Source organism: Rhizobium leguminosarum (assembly GCF_001679785.1).
GTDB lineage: Bacteria > Pseudomonadota > Alphaproteobacteria > Rhizobiales > Rhizobiaceae > Rhizobium > Rhizobium leguminosarum_R.
On record NZ_CP016286.1, the window covers coordinates 3,590,001 to 3,615,037 of the forward strand.

Annotated in this window: 22 protein-coding genes (1 of these 22 only partly in view); 6 read left to right on the forward strand and 16 right to left on the reverse strand. The window is 61.8% G+C overall.

Features of this window, described 5'->3' with window-relative positions:
- Window positions 1-848, forward strand: the 3' portion of a protein-coding gene (locus BA011_RS17590) for a M23 family metallopeptidase (RefSeq protein WP_065281399.1). 1,093 nt of this gene lie to the left of the window's left edge; 848 of the gene's 1,941 nt are visible here — the last part of the coding sequence; its start codon lies off the left edge, out of view; it ends in the stop codon at window positions 846-848.
- Window positions 849-946: 98 nt separating this feature from the next.
- Here the strand turns inward: BA011_RS17590 and clpB are convergent, their stop codons facing one another.
- The 6 genes from clpB to BA011_RS17620 all read right to left on the reverse strand — a co-directional run bounded on the left by clpB (window position 947) and on the right by BA011_RS17620 (window position 10,506).
- Complete coding sequence (gene clpB / locus BA011_RS17595; protein WP_064647286.1) at window positions 947-3,547, reverse strand: ATP-dependent chaperone ClpB; 2,601 nt, start codon at window positions 3,545-3,547, stop codon at window positions 947-949.
- Between the two features lie 252 nt (window positions 3,548-3,799).
- Complete coding sequence (locus BA011_RS17600; RefSeq protein WP_065281400.1) at window positions 3,800-4,567, reverse strand: DUF4167 domain-containing protein; 768 nt, start codon at window positions 4,565-4,567, stop codon at window positions 3,800-3,802.
- 341 nt (window positions 4,568-4,908) lie between these two features.
- Window positions 4,909-5,769, reverse strand: coding sequence for a peptide chain release factor N(5)-glutamine methyltransferase (prmC, locus tag BA011_RS17605; protein ID WP_065281401.1), 861 nt, complete (start codon window positions 5,767-5,769; stop codon window positions 4,909-4,911).
- Window positions 5,766-6,845 carry a peptide chain release factor 1 gene (gene prfA / locus BA011_RS17610; protein ID WP_065281402.1) on the reverse strand — a complete coding sequence of 360 codons (1,080 nt, stop codon included), beginning with the start codon at window positions 6,843-6,845 and terminating at the stop codon, window positions 5,766-5,768. The genes prmC and prfA overlap by 4 nt, the downstream gene beginning before the upstream one ends.
- A gap of 29 nt (window positions 6,846-6,874) precedes the next feature.
- On the reverse strand, window positions 6,875-9,142 hold the full coding sequence (ptsP, locus tag BA011_RS17615; protein WP_065281403.1) for a phosphoenolpyruvate--protein phosphotransferase: 2,268 nt from the start codon (window positions 9,140-9,142) through the stop codon (window positions 6,875-6,877).
- An 89-nt stretch (window positions 9,143-9,231) separates the two neighbouring features.
- The gene (locus BA011_RS17620) at window positions 9,232-10,506 is read right to left on the reverse strand and encodes an aspartate kinase (RefSeq protein ID WP_065281404.1); all 1,275 of its coding nucleotides are present in this window, start codon (window positions 10,504-10,506) and stop codon (window positions 9,232-9,234) included.
- A 297-nt stretch (window positions 10,507-10,803) separates the two neighbouring features.
- Between BA011_RS17620 and ubiG the strand changes: the two genes are divergently transcribed.
- Window positions 10,804-11,550, forward strand: a complete 747-nt coding sequence (gene ubiG, locus BA011_RS17625) for a bifunctional 2-polyprenyl-6-hydroxyphenol methylase/3-demethylubiquinol 3-O-methyltransferase UbiG (protein WP_065281405.1) — start codon at window positions 10,804-10,806, stop codon at window positions 11,548-11,550.
- Between the two features lie 85 nt (window positions 11,551-11,635).
- Here ubiG and BA011_RS17630 read toward each other — a convergent pair whose 3' ends face one another.
- The 4 genes from BA011_RS17630 to BA011_RS17645 are packed head-to-tail and all read right to left on the reverse strand — an operon-like array spanning window position 11,636 to window position 13,994.
- Complete coding sequence (locus BA011_RS17630) at window positions 11,636-12,064, reverse strand: DUF1178 family protein (protein WP_027666760.1); 429 nt, start codon at window positions 12,062-12,064, stop codon at window positions 11,636-11,638.
- Entirely contained in the window at window positions 12,061-12,918 is an 858-nt protein-coding gene (locus BA011_RS17635; RefSeq protein WP_065281406.1) for a carbon-nitrogen hydrolase family protein, read from the reverse strand. The genes BA011_RS17630 and BA011_RS17635 overlap by 4 nt, the downstream gene beginning before the upstream one ends.
- A 10-nt stretch (window positions 12,919-12,928) precedes the next feature.
- Window positions 12,929-13,186: a glutaredoxin 3 gene (grxC, locus tag BA011_RS17640; protein WP_025396171.1), complete on the reverse strand. Its 258-nt coding sequence runs from the start codon at window positions 13,184-13,186 to the stop codon at window positions 12,929-12,931.
- A gap of 31 nt (window positions 13,187-13,217) precedes the next feature.
- The gene (locus BA011_RS17645) at window positions 13,218-13,994 is read right to left on the reverse strand and encodes a ComF family protein (protein WP_065281407.1); all 777 of its coding nucleotides are present in this window, start codon (window positions 13,992-13,994) and stop codon (window positions 13,218-13,220) included.
- Window positions 13,995-14,071: 77 nt separating this feature from the next.
- On the opposite strand from BA011_RS17645, the gene BA011_RS17650 reads away from it, so the two are divergent.
- Window positions 14,072-14,956 (forward strand): methyltransferase domain-containing protein, encoded by an 885-nt coding sequence (locus BA011_RS17650; RefSeq protein ID WP_065282581.1) that lies wholly within the window; start codon window positions 14,072-14,074, stop codon window positions 14,954-14,956.
- A 15-nt stretch (window positions 14,957-14,971) separates the two neighbouring features.
- Here the strand turns inward: BA011_RS17650 and BA011_RS17655 are convergent, their stop codons facing one another.
- The 6 genes from BA011_RS17655 to BA011_RS17680 all read right to left on the reverse strand — a co-directional run bounded on the left by BA011_RS17655 (window position 14,972) and on the right by BA011_RS17680 (window position 19,171).
- Entirely contained in the window at window positions 14,972-15,139 is a 168-nt protein-coding gene (locus tag BA011_RS17655) for a Flp family type IVb pilin (RefSeq protein ID WP_026158900.1), read from the reverse strand.
- Window positions 15,140-15,213: 74 nt separating this feature from the next.
- A complete protein-coding gene (locus BA011_RS17660; RefSeq protein WP_003543245.1) occupies window positions 15,214-15,531 on the reverse strand; it encodes a hypothetical protein in 318 nt (105 codons plus the stop codon).
- 126 nt (window positions 15,532-15,657) lie between these two features.
- Complete coding sequence (mutT, locus tag BA011_RS17665; RefSeq protein WP_011653687.1) at window positions 15,658-16,071, reverse strand: 8-oxo-dGTP diphosphatase MutT; 414 nt, start codon at window positions 16,069-16,071, stop codon at window positions 15,658-15,660.
- On the reverse strand, window positions 16,068-16,874 hold the full coding sequence (locus BA011_RS17670) for a GNAT family N-acetyltransferase (RefSeq protein ID WP_065281408.1): 807 nt from the start codon (window positions 16,872-16,874) through the stop codon (window positions 16,068-16,070). The genes mutT and BA011_RS17670 overlap by 4 nt, the downstream gene beginning before the upstream one ends.
- A complete protein-coding gene (argJ, locus tag BA011_RS17675) occupies window positions 16,855-18,096 on the reverse strand; it encodes a bifunctional glutamate N-acetyltransferase/amino-acid acetyltransferase ArgJ (protein WP_065281409.1) in 1,242 nt (413 codons plus the stop codon). The genes BA011_RS17670 and argJ overlap by 20 nt, the downstream gene beginning before the upstream one ends.
- Before the next feature lie 193 nt (window positions 18,097-18,289).
- Window positions 18,290-19,171: a peptidylprolyl isomerase gene (locus BA011_RS17680; RefSeq protein WP_065281410.1), complete on the reverse strand. Its 882-nt coding sequence runs from the start codon at window positions 19,169-19,171 to the stop codon at window positions 18,290-18,292.
- Window positions 19,172-19,417: 246 nt separating this feature from the next.
- On the opposite strand from BA011_RS17680, the gene secA reads away from it, so the two are divergent.
- The 3 genes from secA (at window position 19,418) to BA011_RS17695 (ending at window position 25,009) form a co-directional block, all read left to right on the forward strand.
- Window positions 19,418-22,135, forward strand: coding sequence for a preprotein translocase subunit SecA (gene secA, locus BA011_RS17685; protein WP_065281411.1), 2,718 nt, complete (start codon window positions 19,418-19,420; stop codon window positions 22,133-22,135).
- A 180-nt stretch (window positions 22,136-22,315) separates the two neighbouring features.
- Complete coding sequence (locus tag BA011_RS17690) at window positions 22,316-23,731, forward strand: lipopolysaccharide biosynthesis protein (RefSeq protein WP_065282582.1); 1,416 nt, start codon at window positions 22,316-22,318, stop codon at window positions 23,729-23,731.
- Window positions 23,732-25,009, forward strand: coding sequence for a GNAT family N-acetyltransferase (locus BA011_RS17695; protein WP_028744084.1), 1,278 nt, complete (start codon window positions 23,732-23,734; stop codon window positions 25,007-25,009).
- Window positions 25,010-25,037 lie beyond the last annotated feature (28 nt).

Here is a 25,037-nt window from a genome sequence, read left to right on the forward strand (position 1 = left end):
CCTTCGATGACAATTCCTTCGCACCGCCCCCCGGCCAGAACCTGCCGCGCGTCTATGACGGCATCTATCGTGCTGCCCTTTCCTACGGCATGACCAAGGATATGACGGCGCTGATCATCAAGCTGCTCGCCAGCAATGTCGATTTCCAGGCGCAGCTGAGGCCGACCGACAGTCTCGAAGCCTTCTTCTCCGTCGCCGACAGCGCCGGTCAGGCGACCGAGGATTCCGAACTGCTCTATGTCAACGCCCGTTTCGGCGATACGCAGACGCGCTTTTACCGCTTCCAGGACCCCGAAGACGGCACGGTCGATTATTTCGACGAGAACGGCAAGAGCATCCGCCAGTTCCTGCTGCGCAACCCGGTGCCGAACGGCATCTTCAAATCGGGCTTCGGCATGCGCCGCCACCCGATCCTCGGTTTCGCCCGCATGCACACCGGCGTCGATTGGGCTGCACCCCGCGGCACGGCGATCATCGCCGCCGGCAACGGCACGGTCGAAAAAGCCGGCTGGGATTCCGGCGGTTATGGCAACCAGACGATCGTGCGCCATGCCAACGGCTATGAATCGTCTTACAATCACCAGAGCGCCATTGCCAAGGGCGTCGTCCCCGGTGCCAAGATCCGCCAGGGCCAGGTGATCGGTTGGGTTGGCACGACGGGCGAATCCACCGGCCCGCACCTGCATTACGAGCTGATCGTCAACGGCACCAAGGTCGATCCGCTGCGCATCCGCCTGCCGGGCGGCAAATCGCTTCAGGGCGAGGCGCTGGCGAAATTCGAAGACGAGCGCAAGCGCATCGATACGCTGCTGAACAACCAGACGCCGGACCAGGTGGCGAGCAAGTAGCGTCTATCTACGCTGCTTCGCCTCCGACGGACGCCCCGGCCACCCAACGAAAAATGGCGACCGAAGCCGCCATTTCTCATTCATCCGGCAAACTGGGTTTACGCCGCTTCGCTCACCGTCTGCCTCGTCCTGAACTGCAGCCGGTCCGAACCGCTCGTCACCGTCACCGTCGATCCATCCGGCACCTGGCCGGACAGGATCTGCTCGGCCAGCGGATCCTGCACGAACTTCTGGATCACCCGCTTCAGCGGCCTTGCACCGTAAACCGGATCGTAACCCTTGTTTGCCAGCCAGTGGCGGGCTTCCTCGTCGAGGTCGATGACGATCTTGCGCTCGGACAGCAGAGCCACCAGCCGCTTCAGCTGGATATCGACGATCGCGCCCATCTCCTCGCGCTTCAGGCGATGGAAGAGGATGATCTCGTCGATGCGGTTCAGGAATTCCGGCCGGAAATGTCCGCGCACGACCTCCATCACCTGCTCGCGAACCGTGTCGCTGTCATCGCCGTCCCTCAGCTGCGTCAGATATTCGGCGCCGAGGTTCGAGGTCATGATGATCATCGTGTTGCGGAAATCGACCGTCCGGCCCTGGCCGTCCGTCAGGCGTCCATCGTCCAGCACCTGCAGCAATATGTTGAAGACGTCGGGATGCGCCTTTTCGATCTCGTCGAACAGCACGACCTGATAGGGCCTGCGGCGCACGGCTTCCGTCAGCGCTCCGCCTTCGTCATAACCGACATAGCCGGGAGGTGCTCCGATCAGCCGGGCAACGGAGTGTTTCTCCATATATTCCGACATATCCATGCGCACCATCGCCGTTTCGTCGTCGAAGAGGAAGCGGGCGAGCGCCTTGGTGAGCTCCGTCTTGCCGACGCCGGTGGGGCCGAGGAAAATGAACGACCCAATCGGCCGGTTCGGGTCCTGCAGGCCGGCACGCGCGCGGCGGACGGCGCGCGACACGGCCTGCACCGCATCGCCCTGACCGATCACCGATTTCGCCAGCTCGTCTTCCATCCGAAGCAGCTTGTCGCGCTCGCCCTCCAGCATCCTGTCGACCGGAATGCCGGTCCAGCGGGACACGACATGGGCGATATTGTCGGGGATGACCACCTCCTGCACCATAGCGCCGCGGTCGCCATCCTGCTTCTCGGCATCGACGAGCTGCTTTTCAAGGTCGGGAATGACGCCGTAGGTCAGCTCGCCGGCACGCTGGAATTCGCCTTTGCGCTGGGCGATCGCCAGTTCGTTGCGGGCATCATCGAGCTGCTTCTTGAGATCGGCGGCAAGGCCGAGTTTCTGCTTTTCCGCCTGCCAGCGGGCAGTCAGCGCATCGGCCTGTTCCTCGAGATCGGTCACTTCGGTTTCAAGCCGCTTCAGACGGTCGGCAGACGCGACGTCCGTTTCCTTTTTCAGCGCTTCGCGCTCGATCTTCAGCTGCATGATGCGACGGTCGAGTTCGTCGAGCTCTTCCGGCTTGGAATCAACCTGCATGCGCAACCGCGCCGCCGCCTCGTCCATCAGGTCGATCGCCTTGTCGGGCAGGAAACGGTCGGTGATATAGCGGTTGGAAAGCGTCGCAGCCGCCACCAGCGCCGCATCGGCGATGCGCACCTTGTGATGCTGCTCGTATTTTTCCTTCAGGCCGCGCAGGATAGAGATCGTATCTTCGACCGTCGGTTCGTCGACAACGACGGGCTGGAAGCGGCGGGCAAGAGCCGGGTCCTTCTCGACATGTTTGCGATATTCATCGAGCGTGGTCGCGCCGACGCAATGCAGCTCACCGCGGGCAAGGGCGGGCTTCAGGAGGTTCGAGGCATCCATCGCTCCATCCGCCTTGCCAGCGCCGACCAGCGTATGCATCTCGTCGATGAACAGGATGATCTCGCCGTTTTCCGCCTGGACTTCATTGAGCACGGCCTTCAGGCGCTCCTCGAATTCGCCGCGATATTTCGCACCGGCAATCAGCGCGCCCATGTCGAGCGCCATCAGTTTCTTGTCCTTGAGCGATTCCGGCACGTCACCGTTGACGATGCGCAGCGCCAGGCCCTCGACGATCGCCGTCTTGCCGACGCCAGGTTCGCCGATCAGCACAGGATTGTTCTTGGTGCGGCGCGAAAGCACCTGGATGGTGCGGCGGATTTCGTCGTCGCGGCCGATCACCGGGTCGAGCTTGCCCTCGCGGGCTTCGGCGGTGAGATCGCGTGCGAACTTTTTCAGCGAGTCGAAACCCTGCTCGGCATTGGAGGAATCCGCCGTCCGACCCTTGCGGATGTCGTTGATGACCTGGTTGAGGCCCTGGGCCGTCACGCCTGCGTTTTTCAGCGTCGAAAAGGTCGAGGCCGAGGATTCGATCGCCAGCGCCTGCAGCAGGCGTTCCACCGTGACGAAACTGTCGCCGGCCTTCTTCGCCGCTTCTTCGGCGGTCGAAAGGACCTTGGCGAGCGGTTGTGCCAGATAGATATTGCCGTTGCCGCCGGAGATCTTCGGCAATTTGGCGAGAGCCGCGTCATTAGCAAGGCGGGCGGCCTTGGCATCACCGCCGGCGCGCTCGATCAGCGACGCCGCCATGCCCTGATCGTCGTCGAGCAGGACTTTCAGCACATGTTCCGGCGTAAATTGCTGGTGACCCTGCGCCAGCGCATAGGTCTGGGCGGACTGGATGAAACCGCGCACCCGCTCCGAATATTTCTCGATATTCATATTCTACCTCCATGGATCGCCCTGCCCTGACGAGGCGCAGACCGATGATTGAGATCGACCCCCTGAAAAGGCAGGTCGCGCTTGGCCCGGCTGGGATTCGGGCGAAGCAGTTCGAAGAGAATATGGTAGCCTGTTCTGCGAGTTTAAAGAGCCCTTAAAATGAAAATCCCCGGCACAAGGCCGGGGATTTTCAAGCTAATTCGAGTAGATGGCATGAACGTCACGCTCTCCCCTGAAGGGAAAGCGAAATCCTCATTCCGATGCGATGTCAGCCAGCACTGGCGCCTCGGCAGAGGCACCCTCGCCTTCAGCGGCGGCTTCTTCGCCCTCAGCACCGCGACGCGGGCGCCGGGGACGGCTGCCGGTGCTGCGGCGGCGGGGCTGGCGTTCGCGCGGCTGGCCGCCGGCACCTTCCTCGTCCATCGCGACTTCGGCCGGAATGCCTTCGATCTCCGGCTGGGGGCCGGTTCCATCGATGACCTCGGACTGGGGTGCCGGTGCAGGCGCCTGAGCGGCTACCGGCTTCGGCTGTGCCTGCGGCTGGTGCTGTCTGCTCTGCTGTGGCTGGTGCGGCCTGCTCTGCGGCGGCTGGACGATAACGACATCGTCGCCGTCATTGTCATTGTCATTCTCATTGTTGTCCATATCGTCGCCGTCGCGGTCCGCACCGTCGCGATCATTGTACTCGCCGCGGTCGTCGCGCTGGAAGCGTTCCTGCATCTGCGCCTGGGCGCTGGCGATGATACGATTATAATGTTCGGCGTGCTGGAGATAGTTCTCGGCCATCACACGATCACCGGAGCTATGGGCGTCGCGGGCCAGCTGCGCGTATTTTTCGGCGATATGCTGCGCCGTACCGCGAATCTTCACATCGGGGCCGGAGCTGTCATAGCTCCGGGTGAGCGGATTGCCGCCCTTGCGGTTGAAATTGTTGTTATTGTTATTTCCACCGCCGCCGCCACCGCCGCCGCTATTGTTACCACGCCCTCGACCGCGCTTGTTCTGCTGTCCTGGCCTCATAGATCGTTCACCTGAATTCTCTGTTTGTGATGGATACATGGCACCAACCGCCATGACCGGAAACCGGGTCAGGACCTTTGTGCCGCGAGCATACTGCGCCTTTGCGCCGACCTGCCGCTTGGTTCTCAAGTCAGTTTGACTGATTCACGCATTGGGTCATGTTCAACCGTTGAAACTCTCGTTTAAAAGAGCGGACCCCCGAGGCAAACCAAGTACCGAACGAATCTCGTTCATTCCTATCTGCCCAACACGTGACCGCAACCTATATTGCTTCACCGGGAAATCCAAGCCTTTTCTTCGCAATAACAATAATGTCCTGTTCAATGCCGCATTATCGTCTCTCACGCGAGCGCGAACACGAGCACCCTGTCGTTCTGACCATAATCTTTCACGGATTTGAGGCACCTGAAGCCTTTCGCTTCAAAGATCGCCGTCACGTCGTTACGCTGATCGTAGCCGATCTCCAGTCCGACGACCCCATCGGGCCTGATGAACCTTGCCGCATCCTTGGCTATGGCTTTGTAAGCGTCAAGCCCATCCGGGCCGCCATCCAGAGCCGCAGCCGGATCAAATTTGGTCACTTCGGGAGCGAGATCATGAATGACATTGGAAGCAATATAGGGCGGATTTGAGACAATCGCGTGAAAGGATCCCTGGATGTGCTCGAACCAATTCGACTGTACGGCCTCAAAACGATCCTGCAACCCGTTTCTTTCTGCATTCGATCTTGCCGTCAAAAGTGCATCCGCCGATATGTCGCTGCCGACACCTGACGCATCAGGACATTCGCTCAAAAGCGCAAGGCATATCGCCCCGGTCCCGGTTCCCATGTCAAGGATATGGAGACGGCTTTGCGCCTTTGCAAGGTCTTTGAGATAGATGAGAACCGTATCGACCAGGATTTCCGTATCCGGCCGCGGCTCCAGCGTTTCCGCCGAGAGCCGGAGCGGCAGGCCATAGAATTCCCGCTCGCCGAGAATGCGATGCACCGGCTCATGACCGAGCCGCCGCTCCAGCGCCTTGAAAATCACTTCGGCCTGTTCAGCAGAAAGCCTCTCGGCCGATCGCGTCAACAGCTCGGTCGGCGACAGTTTCAGAAGGCCCGCGACAAGCAGCCGCGCATCGGTCGCCGGGTCGACGATGCCGGCTTCGGTGAAGCGGCGACGCGCTTCGGCAAGCATATCGGCGACCGTCGAACTCATTGTTGCTCGCCGAGCTGCGCCAGCTGGCTGGCTTGGTAATCGGCCATCAGCGCGTCGACGACCTCCTCGATCTCGCCTTCCATCATCCGGTCGAGCTTATAGAGCGTCAGATTGATGCGATGGTCCGTTACCCGCCCCTGCGGGAAATTATAGGTGCGGATACGTTCCGAGCGGTCGCCGGAACCGACCTGACTCTTGCGATCGGCAGAGCGCTCGCTGTCGGCTCTCTGCCGTTCGGCATCGTAGAGCCTGGAGCGCAGCACCTGCATCGCCTTGGCGCGATTTTGGTGTTGCGATTTTTCCGAACTGGTGACGACGATGCCGCTCGGCAGGTGGGTGATGCGCACCGCCGAGTCCGTCGTATTGACGTGCTGGCCGCCCGCACCTGAAGAGCGCATCGTATCGATGCGGATATCTTCAGCCCGGATCTCGATGTCGATCTCCTCGGTCTCCGGCAGCACCGCCACCGTTGCGGCCGACGTATGGATACGCCCGCCCGCCTCGGTTTCCGGCACGCGCTGCACGCGATGCACGCCGGATTCGAATTTCAGCTTGGCAAAGACACCCCTGCCGGTGATCGTCGCGATGATTTCCTTATAGCCGCCGGCTTCGCCCTCGCTCGCCGAGAGCACCTCCACCTTCCAGCCCTTTTCCGCCGCAAAGCGCTCATACATGCGAAAGAGATCGCCGGCGAAAAGGGCCGCTTCCGAGCCGCCCGTACCGGCGCGGATTTCGAGGATCGCGCTCTTTTCGTCCGCTGCATCCTTCGGCAGAAGCAGGATCTGCATCTCCTGCTCGAGCGCCTCGATCTGCTCCTTCACCTCGGGCAGTTCCAACTCGGCGAGGTCGCGCATCTCGCGATCGACCGACCTGTCCTCGAGCAGCGTTTCGAGATCGGCAAGCTCGGCGACCGCCTTCTCATAGACGCGGATCTTCGCCACGACAGGCTGCAGCTCGGAATATTCGGAAGCGAGCTTCACATAGACATCGGCAGCCGGGCCAGCCGACATGCGCGCCTCGATCTCGCCGAAACGACGTTCCAGCTCGCGCATCTTTTCAACGGGAAGCTTCGCCACCCTTCACTCCGATTCTTCTTAATCTCTGTCTAAAGGGGAATATTGTGGCTCTCGGCGAAGCGGGCAAGCACCTCGCGCATCGGCGTCAAGGCGTGGTGATCGTCCAGCACCTCGTCCATCGCCTTCGTCAGTGCCCCGACATCGAGCCCGAGCAGCATCGCCTTCACCGGTCCGATCGAGGCCGGCGACATCGAGATCGAGCGGAAACCGATGCCGAGCAGCGCCATCGCCGAGATCGGTTTGCTGGCGAGTTCGCCGCAGAGCGTCACCGGTGTCTTGTTACGGTCCGCGCCGCGTACGATATCGCGAAGGATGCGCAAGAACGGCTTGCCGAGCGGATCGAAGCGGTCCGAGACCCGCGCATTGCCGCGATCGACCGCCATCGCGAACTGGAAGAGATCGTTCGAACCGACCGAAACGAAATCGACCGCCTCCATCAGTTCGTCGAGCTGCCAGAGCAGTGCCGGCACCTCCAGCATCGCCCCGAATTGCAGCTTGCGCGGCAGCCCGTGACCGAAACGCGAGAGATGCTGCACTTCTTTCTGCAACAGCTCGCGCACCATCTTCAGCTCGGAAACCTCGGTCACCATCGGCACCATCAGTTTCAGCTCGGTGTCGGCCGATGCCTTCAGCAGAGCGCGCAACTGGGTGCGCAGCAGCCCCGGCCGGTCGAGCGATAGCCGGATGGCGCGCCAGCCGAGGGCGGGATTTTCTTCCTCATGGCCACGGAAATACGGCACGACCTTGTCGCCGCCGATATCGAGCGTACGGAAGGTGACGGTGCGGCCCGCCGCCTGCTTAATCACATTGCGATAGAACTGCTCCTGCTCCTCCGCCTTCGGCATGGTGGAGGCGATCATGAACTGCAGCTCGGTGCGGAACAGGCCGATGCCCTCGGCACCCGATTCCGAAAGCTGCGGCAGGTCGACCAGCAGACCGGCATTCATCATCAGCGCGATCCGCTGCCCATCCTTGGTCACCGGCTCGACGGCGCGCAGCGCCCGGAACTGCTCCTGCCGCCTGGCGCGGAAGCGGACCTTCTCCTCGTAGGAACGCCGGTGATCGGCCATCGGCCGCAGATGCACATGTCCCTCGTCGGCGTCGATGATCACGGCATCGCCGTTCTCGGCGAGCGCCACCACCCCCGCTGCCTGGCCGATGACAGGAATGCCCATGGCACGCGCGACGATCACCACATGGCTCGTTACCGCCCCTTCTTCCAGCACCAGCCCGCGGACATTAGAACGCGGATAATCGAGCAGTTCGGCTGCTCCCATGGCGCGCGCCAGGATGATCGCATCGCTGGGGAAACCTTCGCCGGTCGTCCGGCCGGTATAACCGGTTAACTGTCTGAGCAGCCGGTTCGCCAGATCCTCGAAGTCATGCATGCGTTCGCGCAGATACGGGTCGGTCAACCGCATCATCCGCGCCTTGGTGTCGCTCTGCACCTTCTCGACCGCCGCTTCCGCCGTCAGGCCGTTGCGGATCGCCTCCTCGAGCTTGCGCACCCAGCCCTGGTCATGCGCAAACATACGATAGGTCTCGAGCACCTCGCGGTGTTCACCCTCCATCGACACGTCGCGACGCGACAGCATGTCGTCGATCGAAATCCTGAGCGAGCCCATGGCTTCGGCCAGCCGCCGGATTTCCTTCTCGGCATCCTCGTTCAGCAGATTGGTGACGACGATGCGCGGCTCGTGCAGCACGACATAACCCAGGCCGATGCCGTCATTATAAGTGTCGCCATCAACTGTCACCGAACGCGTCAGGTCGAGTTCGAGGCCCGGCTTGGTGATCTTCTTGAGCTCGCCGGTGGCGATCATCTCTGCAAGCACCATCGCCGTCGTCTCGAGCGCTTCCACCTCTTCCTCGCGATAGTTACGGCTCGCCTTGTTCTGCACGACGAGAACGCCCAGCGAGCGCCCGGTCCTGAGGATCGGCACGCCGAGGAAGGAATGGTAGATCTCTTCGCCCGTCTCCGGCAGATAGCGGAAGGCAGGGTGCGACTGCGCGTCGGAAAGGTTCAACGGCTGGGCCGAGGCCGCGATCGTGCCGACTAGGCCCTGCCCCATCTTCAGTTGCGCCAGATGCACGGCCTCGCGGTTGAGCCCTTCGGTCGCATAGAGTTCGAGGACACCGTCGGCGCGCAGCACATAGACGGAGCAAACCTCCGCCACCATATTGCCGGCGATCTGGCGGACGATCCGGTCAAGACGATCCTGCGGCTCCAGCGGCTCCGCCATCAACTCGCGCAGCCGCCTGAGCAGCACGCGCGGACCGCCGGAAAGGTCTCTCATGGCGTCTCAAGCTCCCGAAACAACGCACTTAGTCCCCGGCGGGCCGGCCTCATCTCCTCAACCTGAAGGGGCAGGCCGCCCGCTGGGAATCAATTCTTATCCAGACCGTAGCAGGAATGCAAAGTCCTGACAGCGAGTTCTGCATAGGGACCGTCGATCAGGATGGAAATCTTGATCTCGGAGGTGGTGATCGCCTTGATGTTGATGCCTTTTTCGGCAAGTGCACGAAATGCGGTAGCGGCAACGCCCGCATGGCTGCGCATGCCGATGCCGATGACCGACACTTTCACCAGCCCCGATTCGTTCTGCACGACATCGTAGCCGATCTTCTCCTTATGGTCGCCGAGCACCTTGATCGCCTTCTCGACGTCGCCTGACGGTACGGTGAAGGTCATGTCGGTCTTCGACCCGTCCTCGGAAATATTCTGGACGATCATGTCGACATTGATATGGGATTCGGCGAGCGGCCCGAAGATCGCCGCGGAAACGCCCGGCCGGTCGGCAAGACGGCGAAGCGAGATCTGAGCCTCATCCTTGGCATAGGCGATGCCGGTGACTACTTCCTGTTCCACGATTTCATCCTCGTCACAAATCAGCGTTCCGGGCGGGTTCAGCAGATCGCCCATGCCCGGAGCATCGGGATCTTCGAATGATGAGCGCACGAAGGTGCGCACCTTGTGTACCATGGCAAGCTCGACCGAGCGCACCTGCAGTACCTTGGCGCCGAGCGAGGCCATTTCCAGCATTTCCTCGAAGGCGATCTTCCTCAGCCTGCGCGCCTTCGGCACGATGCGCGGGTCGGTCGTGTAGACGCCGTCGACATCGGTATAGATATCGCAGCGATCCGCCTTGACAGCTGCCGCGATTGCAACGGCCGAAGTGTCCGATCCGCCGCGCCCCAGCGTCGCGATACGGTTGTCGGGTCCCAACCCCTGGAAGCCGGAGATGACGGCGACCTGCCCCTCGCCCATCCGTTTGACAATGTCGGAGCCGTCGATCTCCATGATCCGTGCCGCGCCGTGCGCGTTGTCGGTGCGGATCGGGATCTGCCATCCTTGCCAGGAACGCGCATTGATATCCATCGCCTGCAATGCGATCGCCAGCAGCCCCGAGGTCACCTGCTCGCCGGATGCGACCACCGCGTCATATTCCCGCGCATCGTAAAACGGAGAATTGGCGCCGATCACCTTCGGCGTGCCCTGGACCCAGCCGACCAGTTCATTGGTCTTGCCGGACATGGCCGACACCACCACCGCCACCTCGTGCCCGGCATCGACTTCGCGTTTTACGTGGCGGGCAACGTTCTTGATGCGGTCTAGGTCAGCGACGGACGTGCCGCCGAATTTCATTACGATGCGTGCCATATGCCTCTACCACGACTGGCGCCGGGAAAGCGGAAAACCGGACCCGGCATCACGAAAGCTCTGGGGCAGACCGCTTGGGCCAGAGAGCCGGATTCCAACTTTCGGAACCGCTCTAAAAGCCCAGGCCCCAAAGGCCCCAAGTTGCGGCGTCTCTTAGCGAGTTTGGCGGGGGGAGGCAAGCGCACGCGATAAAAGCTATTGGCGAGCGGTTCCGGGCTCGCCAGTCCACTGATCTGCGCCCCTTGACTTATGCCCCCGATCGTCCGACTTCACATGTCACGAATGAAGGAGAGGACGATGACGGAAACCGCCAAAAGCACGATCGACCAGGGCGAAGTGGACCGCTTCTCGGCGATGGCGGCGGAGTGGTGGAGCCCGACCGGCAAGTTCAAACCACTGCACAAGTTCAATCCCGTCCGGCTCGCCTATATCCGCGACAAGGCCTGCGAGAATTTCAGCCGTGATCCGAAAAGCGCGCGCCCGCTGGAGGGGCTGCGCGTGCTCGATATCGGCTGCGGTGGCGGCCTGTTGTCAGAACCTGTCGCCCGCATGGGCGCTTCCGTCGTCGGCGCCGATCCGTCCGAGAAGAACATTGGCATCGCCTCGACCCATGCGCAGGCCTCCGGCGTTTCGGTCGACTATCGCGCCGTCACCGCCGAGGAACTTACTGAGGCTGGCGAGACCTTCGATATCGTCTTGAACATGGAGGTGGTGGAACACGTCGCCGATGTCGAATTCTTCATGACGACTTGCGCGAAAATGGTCCGCCCCGGCGGCTTGATCTTCATTGCCACCATCAACCGCACGATGAAGGCGGCAGCGCTTGCGATTTTCGCCGCCGAGAACATTCTGCGCTGGCTGCCGCGCGGCACGCATCAGTATGAAAAGCTGGTACGCCCGGAAGAGCTGGAAAAGCCGCTGGTGGCAAGCGGCCTTGAGATCACCGACCGCATCGGCGTCTTCTTCAATCCGCTGTCGAACCAGTGGAACCTGTCCAAGGATATGGACGTGAATTATATGCTGCTGGCGAAGCGGCCGGCATAGCACCCGCCGGCAGTAAGCCGGCTACACTTTCAGCAGTGCGACATGCAGGCCGAAATTGGAGACGGCCAGACGCGCCGAGTGCATGTCAGTTTACGTCTTCCGGCAAAACCGGAATGGCTGCGATCTCGATGCCCTCTTCCAAGAGCGCCTGCGCCTCGTCGACCGTCGCCTGGCCGATGATGCCGCGGGCATCCGCCTCACCATAGTGGATCTTGCGGGCTTCTTCGGGAAACTTCGTGCCGACATCCTCGGAATTGGCCTTGACCGCCGCAACGGCCTCCTTGAGCTTTTGCAGGGCCTCGCGACGCATGGCATCCATCGCCAGCGTCTGCATCTTGTCCTTCCCACGCGCGGTCGATACCGACGGCGCCATCAACAGCTTGGAAATGGCGGCGGAATGACAGACCGGGCAGGTCAGGAAACCGGTTTCGACCTGACGGTCGAAATCGGCGCTTTCCGAAAACCAGCCTTCGAATTCATGGGCATTGTCACAGGTGAGGGAATAGCGGATCAAGCGGCGACGCCCCCGGCGATTGCCCCCGCAATCCTCTCCACCGAGAATTCCCGCCCATTCCTCAGGTTCGGGATCTTGTCATGCGCAGCCTTGACCGCACTCGGATCGATCTCGGCGACGATAACCGCCTCGCCGGTGGCGCCGGCCGACGCCAGCACCGTGCCCCAGGGATCGACGATCATCGAATGGCCGAAAGTCTCGCGCCCATCCTCATGCCTGCCCGCCTGCGCGGCGGCGATGACGAAGACCCCGTTCTCGATCGCGCGTGCCCTGAGCAGGATCTCCCAATGCGCCTCGCCGGTCTGCTTGGTGAAGGCGGCAGGAACTGTCATCACCTCGGCGCCGGCAACCGCCTGGGCGCGGAAGAGTGCGGGAAACCGCACGTCGTAGCAGATCGCAAAGCCCATTTCGGCAAAGGGCAGCGACAGGACGCGAGCCTCCGAGCCGGCTGTATAGGCGGCACTTTCACGCCAGCTCTCGCCATTGTCGAGGTCGACGTCGAACATATGGATCTTGTCGTAGCGATTGAGAATCCTGCCGTCGGGACCGAACAGAAAACCGCGATTGGCGATCTTGCCGTCGGCAAGGGCGATCGCCGTCGAACCAACATGCATGTGGATGCCGAGTTCCCTAGCGAGCTCTGAGCCGGTCTTGACGATAATGTCATGCGCCTCGTCGGCAAGCACGGCGCGTGCGGCCGCACGATCTCGCTGCAGCATGCCAGTCATTTCGGGCGTCTGCACATAGGTCGCGCCCTGGCCAGCGGCCTCGCGCACCAGCCGTGCCATGGCGGCGGCATTCTTCACCGGATCAACCCCGGAGCACATCTGGACGGCGGCGGCCTTGAAGCTCATCGGTTCTTCCTCAGGCTGCCAGCATCGGGTCGAGCTTGCCGGCCCGATCGAGCGCAAAGAGATCGTCGCAACCGCCGACATGATCGGCGCCGATGAAGATCTGCGGAAAAGTGGTACGCCCGTTCGACTTGCCGATCATCTCCTGGCGAAGATCCGGCGAAAAGGTCGCGTCGTGCTCGACATATTCGACGCCCTTTTCTTCGAGAAGGGACTTGGCGCGGCTGCAATAGCCGCAGAACTGCCGTGTATAGATTGTGACGGGTACCATAATCTCTCCAGACCGATGCCGGGTATTTCTGTCATATAGGCTCGGAGAGAGCCCTTGCAAAGGTCAAAACCGTTATGTCGGCCGCACCCGCCTTGCGCAGCGTCCGGCTTGCCGCAGCGACCGTCGCCCCTGTTGTATAGACGTCGTCGATAAGGACGATGCGCTTGCCGAAAATTTCGTTTTCGCAACCCTTGGCGATCGCGAAAGCGCCCCTGACATTGTCTTCGCGCGCCTTCGCGCCAAGGCCGACCTGCTGGCTGGTGCGCTTGACGCGAACGAGTGTGGCGGCAAGCAGCGGTTTGTCCGAAAGCCTTGCCATATGGCGGGCAAGTTCGGCGGCCTGATTGAACTTGCGTGACAGCATGCGCGTGCGGTGCAGCGGCACCGGGATCAGCGCATCGCAGCTTTCGACCGCCCCATCGGAAGCGCGCAGCATCCAGGCTGCCATCATCGGCGCCAGATCGGTGCGATCGCGATATTTCAGCCCATGGACAAGATCACGGACTGCATGGTCGTGGGTCGCAGCCGACCGCAGCCGGTCGAAGGGCGGCGGGTTGGCGATCGCCTCGGCGCTGAGGATGCCGGCACCGAGATCGTGCGAGAAGGGAATGCCAAGCACCTCGCAATAGGGTCGTTCGATGAAGCGGATGCCGGACCAGCATTTCGCGCAGAGCCCACGATGGCCGCCGGTCGAAATGCCGCAGACGGAACAGGCCGGCGGATAAAAGAAATCGGCAAGCGCCGAAAACGGCCGCAAGAGATGCGCCCGCAAGAATTCTGCCGGTCTTGTCAATTCGATTGGCACCATGCCGTCGAGACTAGCGTGTTCTCCACGAAAGGAAAATCGTCTTGCCGCACAGACGGCGCGGGACTAAGGACATCGCCATGGATACGATCTTCGACAGAGCCCTGATCGCCGCACATCGCCATCGCGCGCTTGTAAACAACGATCCGAAAGCCGCCTTCCTGCTCGACATCGCCGCTGAGGAAATGGGCGAAAGGCTTTCCGTGGTCGAGCGGACTTTCGGGACCGCCGTCGAACTGCATGGCGCGACCGGTGCTGTCGCCCGGGCCGCGCTGGCAACAGGCAAAATCGGCGCGATGATCCGCGTCGAAAGCGAGAAGGCTTATGCCCGGCCGGACGAAATCTTGATCGAGGCGCCGCTCGAGGACGTGCCGCTCGAACCGCAATCGGCCAATCTCATCCTTGCGCCGCTCAGCCTGCATCTGACCAACGATACGCCGGGTGTCTTCATCCAGATCCGCCGCGCCCTGAAGCCGGACGGCCTTTTCCTGGCCGCGATCCCCGGCGCCAGCACCCTTCAGGAACTGCGCGACGTGCTGCTGACCGCCGAGGTCGAGATGACAGGTGGCGCAAGCCCGCGTGTCATTCCCTTCGCCGATGTGCGCGATGTCGGCAGCCTCATGCAGCGCGCCGGCTTCACGTTGCCGGTGATCGATGCGGAGAATTATACGGTGCGCTATGATTCGCTCTTTCCGCTGATGCGGGATCTGAGAGCGATGGGCATGAGCAATCCGCTTGCAGCCCGCGCCCGCATGCCACTGACGCGCGCCTTCTTCCTGCGCGCAGCGGAGATCTACGCCGAACGTTATGCCGATCCCGACGGACGTATCCGCGCCACCTTCTCGATCATCTATGTCTCGGGATGGGCTGCCCACGAGAGCCAGCAAAAGCCGCTCAAGCCGGGTTCGGCCAAGGCGCGCCTTGCCGATGCACTGAAGGTGGACGAACACAAGCTCAAGCAGTGAGGGCCGGCGGCTTCTTCAATTCACCGTCATATTGTTATTGATCACGTTGAAGACGCCTTGCAAGGCGCCGGTGAAGACCCCGAGACCGGAGACGAGCGCGCCACAAATGAGGGCGGCGATCAAGCCATACTCAATTGCCGTCGCACCTCTGTTATCTGCAAGAAATGCTTTCAAAATACGCATTATTTCGCGACCCTCTGAGCGAAACCGACGGCAAACGACCAATTCCGCGGCCATCGGGCGACGGCCGGTATTTTTCAGCAACCGGCGCCGACGCCGTAGCCCTGGACGACGCAGACCGAGCCGGGCGTATCCTGGAGGACACTGCGGCGGATCGTATAACGCTTGCCGCTTTCGCTCTTGGGGATCGATCCTGTCGTGATCGTATCGAAATCCGCCGGAGCACTGGCAAAGACGCTTTTCTTCGAGGAATCCGCAAGCATGGGCGTCAGGATAAGCGTCAGCGCGACCACAGCCGTGCCGAACAGGAGGGCGATATTCAGCGCACCCGTCCTGCGCGAGGCAGATGAGGCCCGTTCCTTTTCCCGGACAGCTTTCCAGAAATCATCGTCCATGAGGTCAAGCCTTTTAATACACGCACGCCAGATGCTTGATTGAGGCCGATCTTTGGCAGAAGGTGTTAAACGATCCATTAATATCCACAGCCGAAAATGGTGTGGCACAATAATAATCAGATAATGCTAAAGTAAATCCTGCAACATCGGGATGAGCGGCTCGTCGGCCGGCGGCATCGGGTAATCGCGCAGCGCCTGCGGGCGCACCCATTTCAGCGCCTGGCCCTCGCGGCCCTGGGGAATGCCCTCATAGCGCCTGCAGATATAAAGCGGCATCAAAAGGTGGAAGGTCTCGTAGGAGTGGCTGGCAAAGGTAAGCGGCGCGAGACAGGCGATCTTAGTGTGTATACCGAGTTCTTCCTCGAGCTCGCGCACCAGCGTTTCCTCCGGCGTCTCACCCGGCTCGACCTTGCCGCCGGGAAACTCCCAGAGCCCGGCGAGCGACTTTCCCTCGGGGCGCTGCGCCAACAGGATACGCCCATCGGCATCGATCAGCGCACAGGCAGCAACCAGCAATATCTTCCGGCCCGCCTCGCTCATCGCGGCTCCTTTTGCCAATAGCAATAATGATAGGCGTCGCGAAAACCGAGGCGCTCATAAAGTGCGATGGCCGGGCGGTTGGACAGCTTCACCTGCAGCCAGGCCGAACGGGCGCTGCGCATGCGCGCCCAGCGCAGCGCCGAGGTGAGGATCTCGGTGCCGAGCCCTTCGCGCCGCCGCGCCTCGGAGACCGAAAGCGACATGATGCCGGCGAGGTCGTTGTCCTGGACACAGAGCACGGTCGCAAGCGGACCGTCCGCCGCGTTCTCGATCATGAACAGGCCGGATGGCGGCTTGATTGCCGAGATGATTTCGGCAAGCGCCGGCTTCAGCCTCAGTGGCGCCTGATCGACGGCGAGGTTAGCGTCGACGAAACGGCCGACATCATGGGTCGGCAGGTGATCGAGCGTATCCGGCAGCTCCGCCTCGGCAAGGTCGCAGGTCATCACCACCGTATCGTCGAAGCGCGTCCAGTTCTGCGCGCGCAGAAGTTCGATCAACACCGGCGAGGCAAGCGGCGTCTGGCGGACCACCGCGGCGCGGCCATAGGCCTCGAACTTCCGGCGCGCCTTTTCGAGGCGGATTTCGACGTCGCGATGATCCGAGGGATCGAGCGGCACGATCGAGTTCAGCCGGTTGGACGGGTGACCGGCCGTCAGCCGCACCTGCCAGCTGCCGTCATATTGCACGGAAGCCGCCGGCCAGGCGCGGAAGCCGACGGCCTCCAGCCTGCGCACCAGCGGCAGATTGTGTGAGGAAATGGATGCCTGCTCCAATGAACGATCAGCTCCGATAGTCGCCATTGATCGCAACATATTCCTTGGTGAGGTCGCAGGTCCAGACCGTTGCCGTGCCGGCACCCAGCCCGATATCGACTTTGACGGGGATATCCTGCGCCTTCATGACGTCCGAGGCGGCCGCCTCGGAATAATCGGGATCACGCTCGCCATTGACGGCGACCCTGATATCGCCAAACCAGATGGCGAGCCTGTCGCGGTCGGCCATCTCGCCGGATTTGCCAACGGCCATGACGATACGGCCCCAATTGGCGTCTTCGCCGGCGGCCGCGGTCTTGACCAGCGGCGAATTGGCGATCGACAGCGCGATGCGCTTGGCGGCGGCATCGCTCTCGGCACCCGTCACGGTGATTTCGAGCATCTTGGTGGCACCTTCGCCGTCCCGGACCACCTGCAGCGACAGATCCTTCAGCACTTCGTTGAGTGCGGCCCGGAAGGCGGCAAGGCGCGGGTCGTCGGCGCGTTCGATGCGGGTCTGGCCGTCCTCGGCCGCGGCGCCCGTTGCAAACAGCATCAGTGTGTCGGAAGTGGAGGTGTCGCTGTCGACGGTCATGGAATTGAAGGTCGGGCCGACGCCGTCGGACAGAAGCGCCTGCAGCGCGGCAGGCGCAATGTCGGCATCGGTGACGACGAAAGAAAGCATCGTCGCCATGTCAGGCGCGATCATGCCGGCGCCCTTGGCGATGCCGTTGATCGTCACGGCCACGCCGCCGATCTCGGCGCTGCGGGTGGAAACCTTCGGATAGGTGTCGGTCGTCATGATCGCCTTGGCGGCCTCGAACCAGAAATCGCCGGTCGCTTCGACCTGCATGCGATCCAGAACGCCTGCGAATTTGGTCGCATCCAGCGGCTCGCCGATAACGCCGGTCGAGGCCAGGTAGACCTCGTTTTCGGCGCAGCCGACGGCAGCGGCAGCCGACTTCGCCGTCAGCGCGGTCGCCTGGCGGCCCTTCAGGCCAGTGAAAGCATTGGCATTGCCAGAATTGACGACGACGGCGCGGGCGCTGCCATGGGGGAGATTGGCCCGGCAGAAATCGACCGGCGCCGACGGGCACTTCGAGCGGGTAAAAACGCCCGCAACGGTCGCCGGTCTGTCGAAGACCATCATCAGCACGTCGGTACGGTTCTTGTACTTGATGCCAGCGGAAGCCGTCGCCATGCGCACGCCGCGCAGCGGTGGCATCGAGACGAAGGATTTCGGAGCAAGCGGAGAGACGGAACCGGACATGATGAGACCTGCCAATGAGCATTTCCAGGCGAAATGGAAACCGGTTCGCCGTCCGGAAATGCGACAACAAACGATGCCAGAGCATCATGCTCTGCTATTTGATTTAGATCCGGATTCAGATTTCAGGTCGATCAGGCCCAAGATCATCCGGATCTAATGAAGGGCCCGGAAGAACCGGGCCCTGATGCGATTATTACTGCTGCGGTGCAGGCGCGACGGGCTCGCTGCCCGGCTCCGGCTGTTTGTTGGCCTGGTCGTAACCCTTGCGCAGCGTCTCGTCCGTGATCTCGATCTTGGCGGACGCCTTTGCCTGGTTCAGAAGCGCAAGATACTTGTCGCGCATGACGAGCTGACGAACCTGATCCTGCACCTGCTCGAAAGGCGGCGGCGGGGCATCGCGCTTATCTTCGACCTTGATGACGTGGAAGCCGAAATCGGTCTTGACCGGCGTCTTGGAATAGGTGCCCTTCTCAAGCGCGAAGGCTGCGTCTTCGAATTCCTTGACCATGCGGCCGCGCGAGAAATAACCGAGGTCGCCGCCTTCCGACTTGTTCGGATCGGTGGACTTTTCCTTGGCGAGTTCGGCGAAATCCTTGCCGGCGTCGAGCTGCTTGATGATGTCCTTGGCTTCGTCCTCGGTCTTGACGAGGATATGACGGGCGTGGACTTCCTCCTGCTTCGGCAGGGCGGCGACTTCCTTGTCGTAACGGGCCTTGACTTCGTCAGGCGTCACGATGTCGACGACATGCTTCTTGAAATAGGCATTGTGCAGCTCGCGGTCGGAGAGATACTGCATGCGCTTCTTGAATTCGTCGGTCTGATCGAGCTTCTCGGCCGCAGCGTCGGCGGCAAGCAGCTTCACGTCAATGGCGGCGGAAAGGGCTGCGACCTTCTTCTGGTCATCGGGAAGCTGCGCCAGCTGGGGGTCGAGATTGGCGACGGCAAGGTCGAGTTCCGACTGGTGGATCTCCAGGGTACCGACCTTGGCGATGACGGCGTCATCGGCATAGGCCGGGGCCTGGAGCGCAACAAAGGTTGCAAACGCCAGAACGGCAAGTTTGTTGGTGCTCAACATGAAATACCCTTCACAGTTACATTGCCGGTTTCAGCATCCCCTGAATCCAGCCCAAAATAGCCATCAACACCGGATTGTGGCCTTTCTGTATCCGCCAAATCCGTTGACATCATTCGACCCCCCTCTTATCTGTCACGCAACCTCGCGTCTAGAACAGTTTCCGGGCGTTTTAAGGCGCGCGCCTGATTTTCGGCTGGGCCGCGAACAAGAAACGCCGGGGATGAATATTGAGAAAGGGCCAGTCATATGGTCAGCTTTGGCGGTATAGCCCGCAAGTTATTTGGGTCTTCCAACGACCGCCGCGTGCGGTCCTTCCAGCCGAACGTCACTGCCATCAACTCGATCGAAGAGAAGACGAAGGCGCTGACGGACGAGCAGCTCGCGGCAAAGACCGTGGAGTTTCGCGCCATGCTCGCCGAGGGCAAGACGCTCGACGACATTCTGATCCCGGCCTTTGCCGTCGTGCGCGAAGCCTCGCGCCGCGTTCTCGGCCTGCGACCTTTTGACGTACAGCTGGTCGGCGGCATGATCCTGCATTCGAATGCGATCGCCGAGATGAAGACCGGCGAAGGCAAGACCCTCGTCGCCACCCTGCCGGTCTATCTGAACGCGCTTTCCGGCAAGGGCGTGCACGTCGTCACCGTCAACGATTACCTCGCCCAGCGCGATGCCGCCACCATGGGCCGCGTCTACGGCTTCCTCGGCATGACCACCGGCGTCATCGTCCACGGCCTTTCCGACGAGGAACGCCACGCGGCCTATGCCTGCGACGTCACCTACGCCACCAACAACGAACTCGGCTTCGATTATCTGCGCGATAACATGAAGTACGAGAAGAACCAGATGGTCCAGCGCGGCCACAACTTCGCGATCGTCGACGAAGTGGACTCGATCCTGGTCGACGAGGCGCGCACGCCGCTGATCATCTCCGGTCCGCTCGACGACCGCTCCGAACTCTATAATACGATCGACGCCTACATTCCGCTGTTGGAGCCCAGCGATTACGAGATTGACGAGAAGCAGCGCTCCGCCAACTTCTCCGAAGAGGGCACCGAGAAGCTGGAAAACCTGCTCCGCCAGGCCGGTCTCCTGAAGGGCAACGCGCTTTACGACATCGAGAATGTCGCGATCGTCCACCACGTCAACAACGCGCTGAAGGCCCACAAGCTCTTCCAGCGCGACAAGGACTATATCGTCCGCAACGACGAAGTCGTCATCATCGACGAGTTCACCGGCCGCATGATGCCGGGCCGCCGCTATTCGGAAGGCCAGCACCAGGCGCTCGAAGCCAAGGAAAAGGTGCAGATCCAGCCGGAAAACCAGACGCTGGCCTCGATCACCTTCCAGAACTACTTCCGCATGTACGACAAGCTCGCCGGCATGACCGGTACGGCGCAGACGGAAGCGGAAGAATTCGCCAACATCTACAATCTCGATGTCATCGAGGTACCGACCAACCTGCCGATCAAGCGCCTCGACGAGGACGACGAGGTCTACCGGACCTTCGACGAGAAGTTCAAGGCGATCATCGAGGAGATCCTCGACGCCCACAAGCGCGGCCAGCCGGTGCTGGTCGGCACAACCTCGATCGAGAAATCGGAACTGCTCGCCGAGCGCCTGCGCAAGCAGGGCTTCGACGAGTTCAAGGTGCTGAACGCCCGCTACCACGAGCAGGAAGCCTACATCGTCGCCCAGGCCGGCGTGCCGGGTGCCATCACCATCGCCACCAACATGGCCGGCCGCGGCACAGACATCCAGCTCGGCGGCAATCTCGACATGCGCATCGAACGCGAACTAGGCGAAGTCGAAGCCGGACCGGAGCGTGATGCCCGGATCCAGGCGATCATCGAGGAGATCAAGCAGCTTAAGCAGAAGGCGCTTGAAGCCGGCGGTCTCTACGTCATCGCCACCGAACGCCATGAAAGCCGCCGCATCGACAACCAGCTGCGTGGCCGCTCCGGCCGCCAGGGCGACCCCGGCCGCTCGAAGTTCTACCTCTCGCTTCAGGACGACCTGATGCGCATCTTCGGCTCCGACCGCATGGACAGCATGCTGACCAAGCTCGGCCTCAAGGAGGGCGAGGCGATCGTCCATCCCTGGATCAATAAGGCCCTGGAGCGCGCCCAGAAGAAGGTCGAAGCCCGCAACTTCGATATCCGCAAGAACCTCTTGAAGTATGACGACGTTCTCAACGATCAGCGCAAGGTGGTCTTCGAGCAACGCCTCGAACTGATGGAATCGACCAATATTTCCGAGACCGTTTCCGACATGCGCCGTGAGGTGATCGAGGACATGGTCGAAAAGCATATTCCCGAGCGCGCCTATGCCGAACAATGGGATGCCGCCGGCCTGAAGGCCGGCGCTTTGAACATCCTCAATCTCGACCTGCCGATCGAGGACTGGGTGAAGGAAGAAGGCATCGGCGAGGACGACATCCGCGAGCGCCTGACGGAAGCCGCCAATGCGGCCTTTACGGAAAAGGCCGAGCGTTTCGGCGACGACATCATGCATTATGTCGAACGCTCGATCGTCATGCAGACGCTCGATCATCTCTGGCGCGAGCACATCGTCAACCTCGACCATCTGCGCTCCGTCATCGGCTTCCGCGGCTATGCCCAGCGCGATCCGCTGCAGGAATACAAGTCGGAGGCCTTCGAGCTCTTCACGGCGCTGCTCAACAATCTGCGCGAGGCCGTCACCGCCCAGCTGATGCGCGTCGAACTGGTGCAGCAGGCCCCTGCCGAGCCTGAACCGCCGCTGATGCAGGCCCATCACCTGGATCCGACGACCGGCGAGGACGATTTCGCCCCGGCGATCTACCAGGCATCGGAAGTCATCGTTTCTCCTGAAAACCGCAACCCGGCTGACCCGGCCACCTGGGGCAAGGTCGGCCGCAACGAGACCTGCCCCTGCGGCTCTGGCAAGAAATACAAGCATTGCCACGGCGCCTTCGAGCAGGTCTGAGGCAAGCCGGCAAAGATCCGAAAAAATGCCGCCTCCGGGCGGCATTTTTTTTCTGCGGCAACGCCGGAAAGCCTGAATTTCAGCGTTGGGTGGCAGACCCGATCCGGAACCGTTTCTTAACCCTGTTCTGTCAAGACTTCAGGGGCGATTTGCCTGACCTCAGAGTTTTGCGTGTTCATCATGGCGGTCATAGAAACAGCGGAGAAGATGCTGCCCGCGGGCCTGCGCCCGATCGGCGGCCGCACGCTGCGTTTGCTTGCTGCCGTGCTCACCGAACGCGGTGAGAGGGCGGCCGCCCAACGCATGGCGCTGACGGCCTTTTCGATCCGTGTCCTCAGCGCAGCCCTCGCCTTCGTCTCCCAGATCGTGCTCGCCCGGCTGATGGGCGAATATGAATACGGCATCTTCGTTTTCGTCTGGGTGCTGGTCGTCGTCTTCGGCGATCTCTCATGCCTTGGTTTCCACACCGCGATCGTCCGCTTCCTGCCGCAATACAGGGCTGCCGGCGCCTTCGAGGAAATCCGCGGCCTGACCGGCACGGCGCGCATCTTTGCGCTGCTGTCCGGCACGGCGGTGCTCGCCGCCGGCATGCTCGGGCTGCATTTCTTAGGCGATATGATACAGGTCTACTATCTCGTCCCGATCTTCATCGGCCTGCTCGCCATGCCGATGATCGCGCTCGGCGACATTCTGGAAGGCACGTCGCGGGCGAACCATTGGCCGGTGATGGCGCTGAGCCCTGTCTATGTCGTCCGGCCGATCCTCATCATCCTCTTCATGCTGATCGCGATTGCCATCGGCGCCGAGCACACAGCCGTCACCGCGATGCAGGCAGCGCTCGCCGCCACCTACGTCACCGCCCTCGGCCAGTATGCCGCAACGCTCTACCGCCTTCGCCGGCATTATGACGACGGCCCGCGCAAGGTCGACTTCCTCGCCTGGCTCAGCGTCGCCTTTCCGATTTTCCTGATCGAGGGCGTGAGCTTCCTGCTCACCAATTCCGACGTCGTCGTCGTCGGCATCTTCCTCGAGCCGCATGACGTCGCCATCTACTTCGCCGCCGCCAAAACGATGGCGCTGGTGCATTTCATCAATTTCTCGGTCAAGGCGGCCTCCGGCCCTCGCTTTTCCTCGATCATTGCCGAAGGCGACCACGCCCAGCTGGCAGCCGCTGCCATTGACGCCGCTCGCTGGACCTTCTGGCCGGCGCTCGGGGTCGGCCTTGTCGTGCTTGCGGCGGGTCATCTGCTGCTGTCGCTCTTCGGCGGCGCCTTCACATCAGGTTATCTGGTCATGGCGATCCTGCTCGCCGGCATCCTCGCCAAATCGCTGGTCGGACCGGCCGAAACTTTGCTGATGATGGCTGGCAAGCAGAACCTCTGCGTCGCGCTCTATGCCGGCGCACTAACGGCCAATGTCGGCCTCAACCTCGCTTTGATCCCGCATTACGGCATCGAAGGCACGGCGATCGCCACGGCTTCGGCCATGGCCGTCGAGGCAATCCTGCTGCATGTCGCCGTGCGCCGCACGCTTGGCATCGTTCTTTTCGCCTTCGCCAGCCCCTCCGCCGCAACGCCAGAAATGAGAGTTCGATAGATGGTGCGTGTTCCCCCCGTTACCGAAAGCACCGACAGCGCCGCAAACCGCATGGTGCATGATCTCGCAGCCCTGCATTTCGAAGCGCCGCAGGCCGAGGCTCGCGCGGAGATCGGCCGGCCGGGACGCGAGCTCTGCCTCTATCCGGGCAAGCTCGGCTATGAGCTTCAGGATGAGCTCGATTTCCTTTCCAACCGGGCGATGGAACCGAACGTCTTTTTCTCGGGCCGTTTCCTCGCCCCCGCCATGCCGCGGCTCGAAGACCGGCAGGTGAACTTCGCCCTGATCCGCGACCACAATGCCGGTCGCAGCCGCATGCGCTTCCTCTTGCCGTTTTCGGTCGACAAGCCGGGCTTTGCCGTCGGCCCGTCGATCATCCGCGGCTGGTCGAACAGTTTCGGTCCGCTTGGCACGCCGCTCGTTGATGGCGAGGATGCCGCCGAAACCCTAGACAACCTCTTCGAGGGGCTGACCGCGCGTGATCTCAATCTGCCCGGCATATTGGTTCTGCCGGATCTCAGACTGAACGGTATCTTCGTGCGCATGGTCAAGGCCGTGGCGCTCAGCCGCAATCTTCCCGTCACCGTTACCAATCCCTACCTGCGCCCGATGCTGCAGAGCGAGGAAGAGGCGCCGGCCTATCTCGGCAAAACCATCTCCTCCTCGCATATGCGCGAGATGCGCCGCCAATGGCGCCTGCTGGAGGAACAGGGAACGGCGGTCTATACCGTCGCCCGGCAACCGCGCGAAATCCATATCCGCTTCGAGGAATTCCTGGCAATGGAAGCCGGTGGCTGGAAAGGCAAGCGGCGAAGCGCTCTCGTCACCGATCGTTATCACACGGCTTTCGCCCGCGAGGCGGTGTCGAACCTTGCCGCCGTCGATGCCGTGCGTATTCACACGATCGATCTCAACGGCAAGGCGATCGCCGCCATCGTCGTGCTGATGATGGGCGGCGAGGCCTATACGTGGAAGACCGCCTACGACGAAAACTATGCCCGCTATTCGCCGGGCAAGCTGCTGATGAGCGAACTCACCGAATGGCATCTCGACGACGCCAATATCGTCCGCTCCGATTCCTGCGCCGTCTCGGATCATCCGATCATGAGCCGTTTCTGGCAGGAGCGCGAGGAGATGGGAACGCTGGTGATCGGGCTGACGCAGAACAGCGACCGCGACATGCGCCAGGTCACCGCCCAGCTCCACATGTACCGCAGCACCCGCAACATGGCGAAGATGCTGCGCGAAAAGATCATGTCGCTTGCCGGCCGGGGCTAAAGCAATTCCGGTAAAAGTGCCTAGTGTT

What these genes read in the sequence shown, in the direction of transcription:
- BA011_RS17600 (WP_065281400.1), bottom strand. Translation starts at nt 4,567, where the DNA reads ATGAGGCCAGGACAGCAGAACAAGCGCGGTCGAGGGCGTGGTAACAAT.
- prmC (WP_065281401.1), bottom strand. Translation starts at nt 5,769, where the DNA reads ATGAGTTCGACGGTCGCCGATATGCTTGCCGAAGCGCGTCGCCGCTTC.
- BA011_RS17645 (WP_065281407.1), bottom strand. Translation starts at nt 13,994, where the DNA reads ATGGTGCCAATCGAATTGACAAGACCGGCAGAATTCTTGCGGGCGCAT.
- BA011_RS17620 (WP_065281404.1), bottom strand. Translation starts at nt 10,506, where the DNA reads ATGGCACGCATCGTAATGAAATTCGGCGGCACGTCCGTCGCTGACCTA.
- BA011_RS17695 (WP_028744084.1), top strand. Translation starts at nt 23,732, where the DNA reads ATGGTGCGTGTTCCCCCCGTTACCGAAAGCACCGACAGCGCCGCAAAC.
- BA011_RS17660 (WP_003543245.1), bottom strand. Translation starts at nt 15,531, where the DNA reads ATGGACGATGATTTCTGGAAAGCTGTCCGGGAAAAGGAACGGGCCTCA.
- clpB (WP_064647286.1), bottom strand. Translation starts at nt 3,547, where the DNA reads ATGAATATCGAGAAATATTCGGAGCGGGTGCGCGGTTTCATCCAGTCC.
- grxC (WP_025396171.1), bottom strand. Translation starts at nt 13,186, where the DNA reads ATGGTACCCGTCACAATCTATACACGGCAGTTCTGCGGCTATTGCAGC.
- BA011_RS17650 (WP_065282581.1), top strand. Translation starts at nt 14,072, where the DNA reads ATGGATACGATCTTCGACAGAGCCCTGATCGCCGCACATCGCCATCGC.
- BA011_RS17635 (WP_065281406.1), bottom strand. Translation starts at nt 12,918, where the DNA reads ATGAGCTTCAAGGCCGCCGCCGTCCAGATGTGCTCCGGGGTTGATCCG.
- mutT (WP_011653687.1), bottom strand. Translation starts at nt 16,071, where the DNA reads ATGAGCGAGGCGGGCCGGAAGATATTGCTGGTTGCTGCCTGTGCGCTG.
- BA011_RS17655 (WP_026158900.1), bottom strand. Translation starts at nt 15,139, where the DNA reads ATGCGTATTTTGAAAGCATTTCTTGCAGATAACAGAGGTGCGACGGCA.
- argJ (WP_065281409.1), bottom strand. Translation starts at nt 18,096, where the DNA reads ATGTCCGGTTCCGTCTCTCCGCTTGCTCCGAAATCCTTCGTCTCGATG.
- BA011_RS17670 (WP_065281408.1), bottom strand. Translation starts at nt 16,874, where the DNA reads ATGGCGACTATCGGAGCTGATCGTTCATTGGAGCAGGCATCCATTTCC.
- BA011_RS17690 (WP_065282582.1), top strand. Translation starts at nt 22,316, where the DNA reads ATGGCGGTCATAGAAACAGCGGAGAAGATGCTGCCCGCGGGCCTGCGC.
- BA011_RS17680 (WP_065281410.1), bottom strand. Translation starts at nt 19,171, where the DNA reads ATGTTGAGCACCAACAAACTTGCCGTTCTGGCGTTTGCAACCTTTGTT.
- ptsP (WP_065281403.1), bottom strand. Translation starts at nt 9,142, where the DNA reads ATGAGAGACCTTTCCGGCGGTCCGCGCGTGCTGCTCAGGCGGCTGCGC.
- ubiG (WP_065281405.1), top strand. Translation starts at nt 10,804, where the DNA reads ATGACGGAAACCGCCAAAAGCACGATCGACCAGGGCGAAGTGGACCGC.
- secA (WP_065281411.1), top strand. Translation starts at nt 19,418, where the DNA reads ATGGTCAGCTTTGGCGGTATAGCCCGCAAGTTATTTGGGTCTTCCAAC.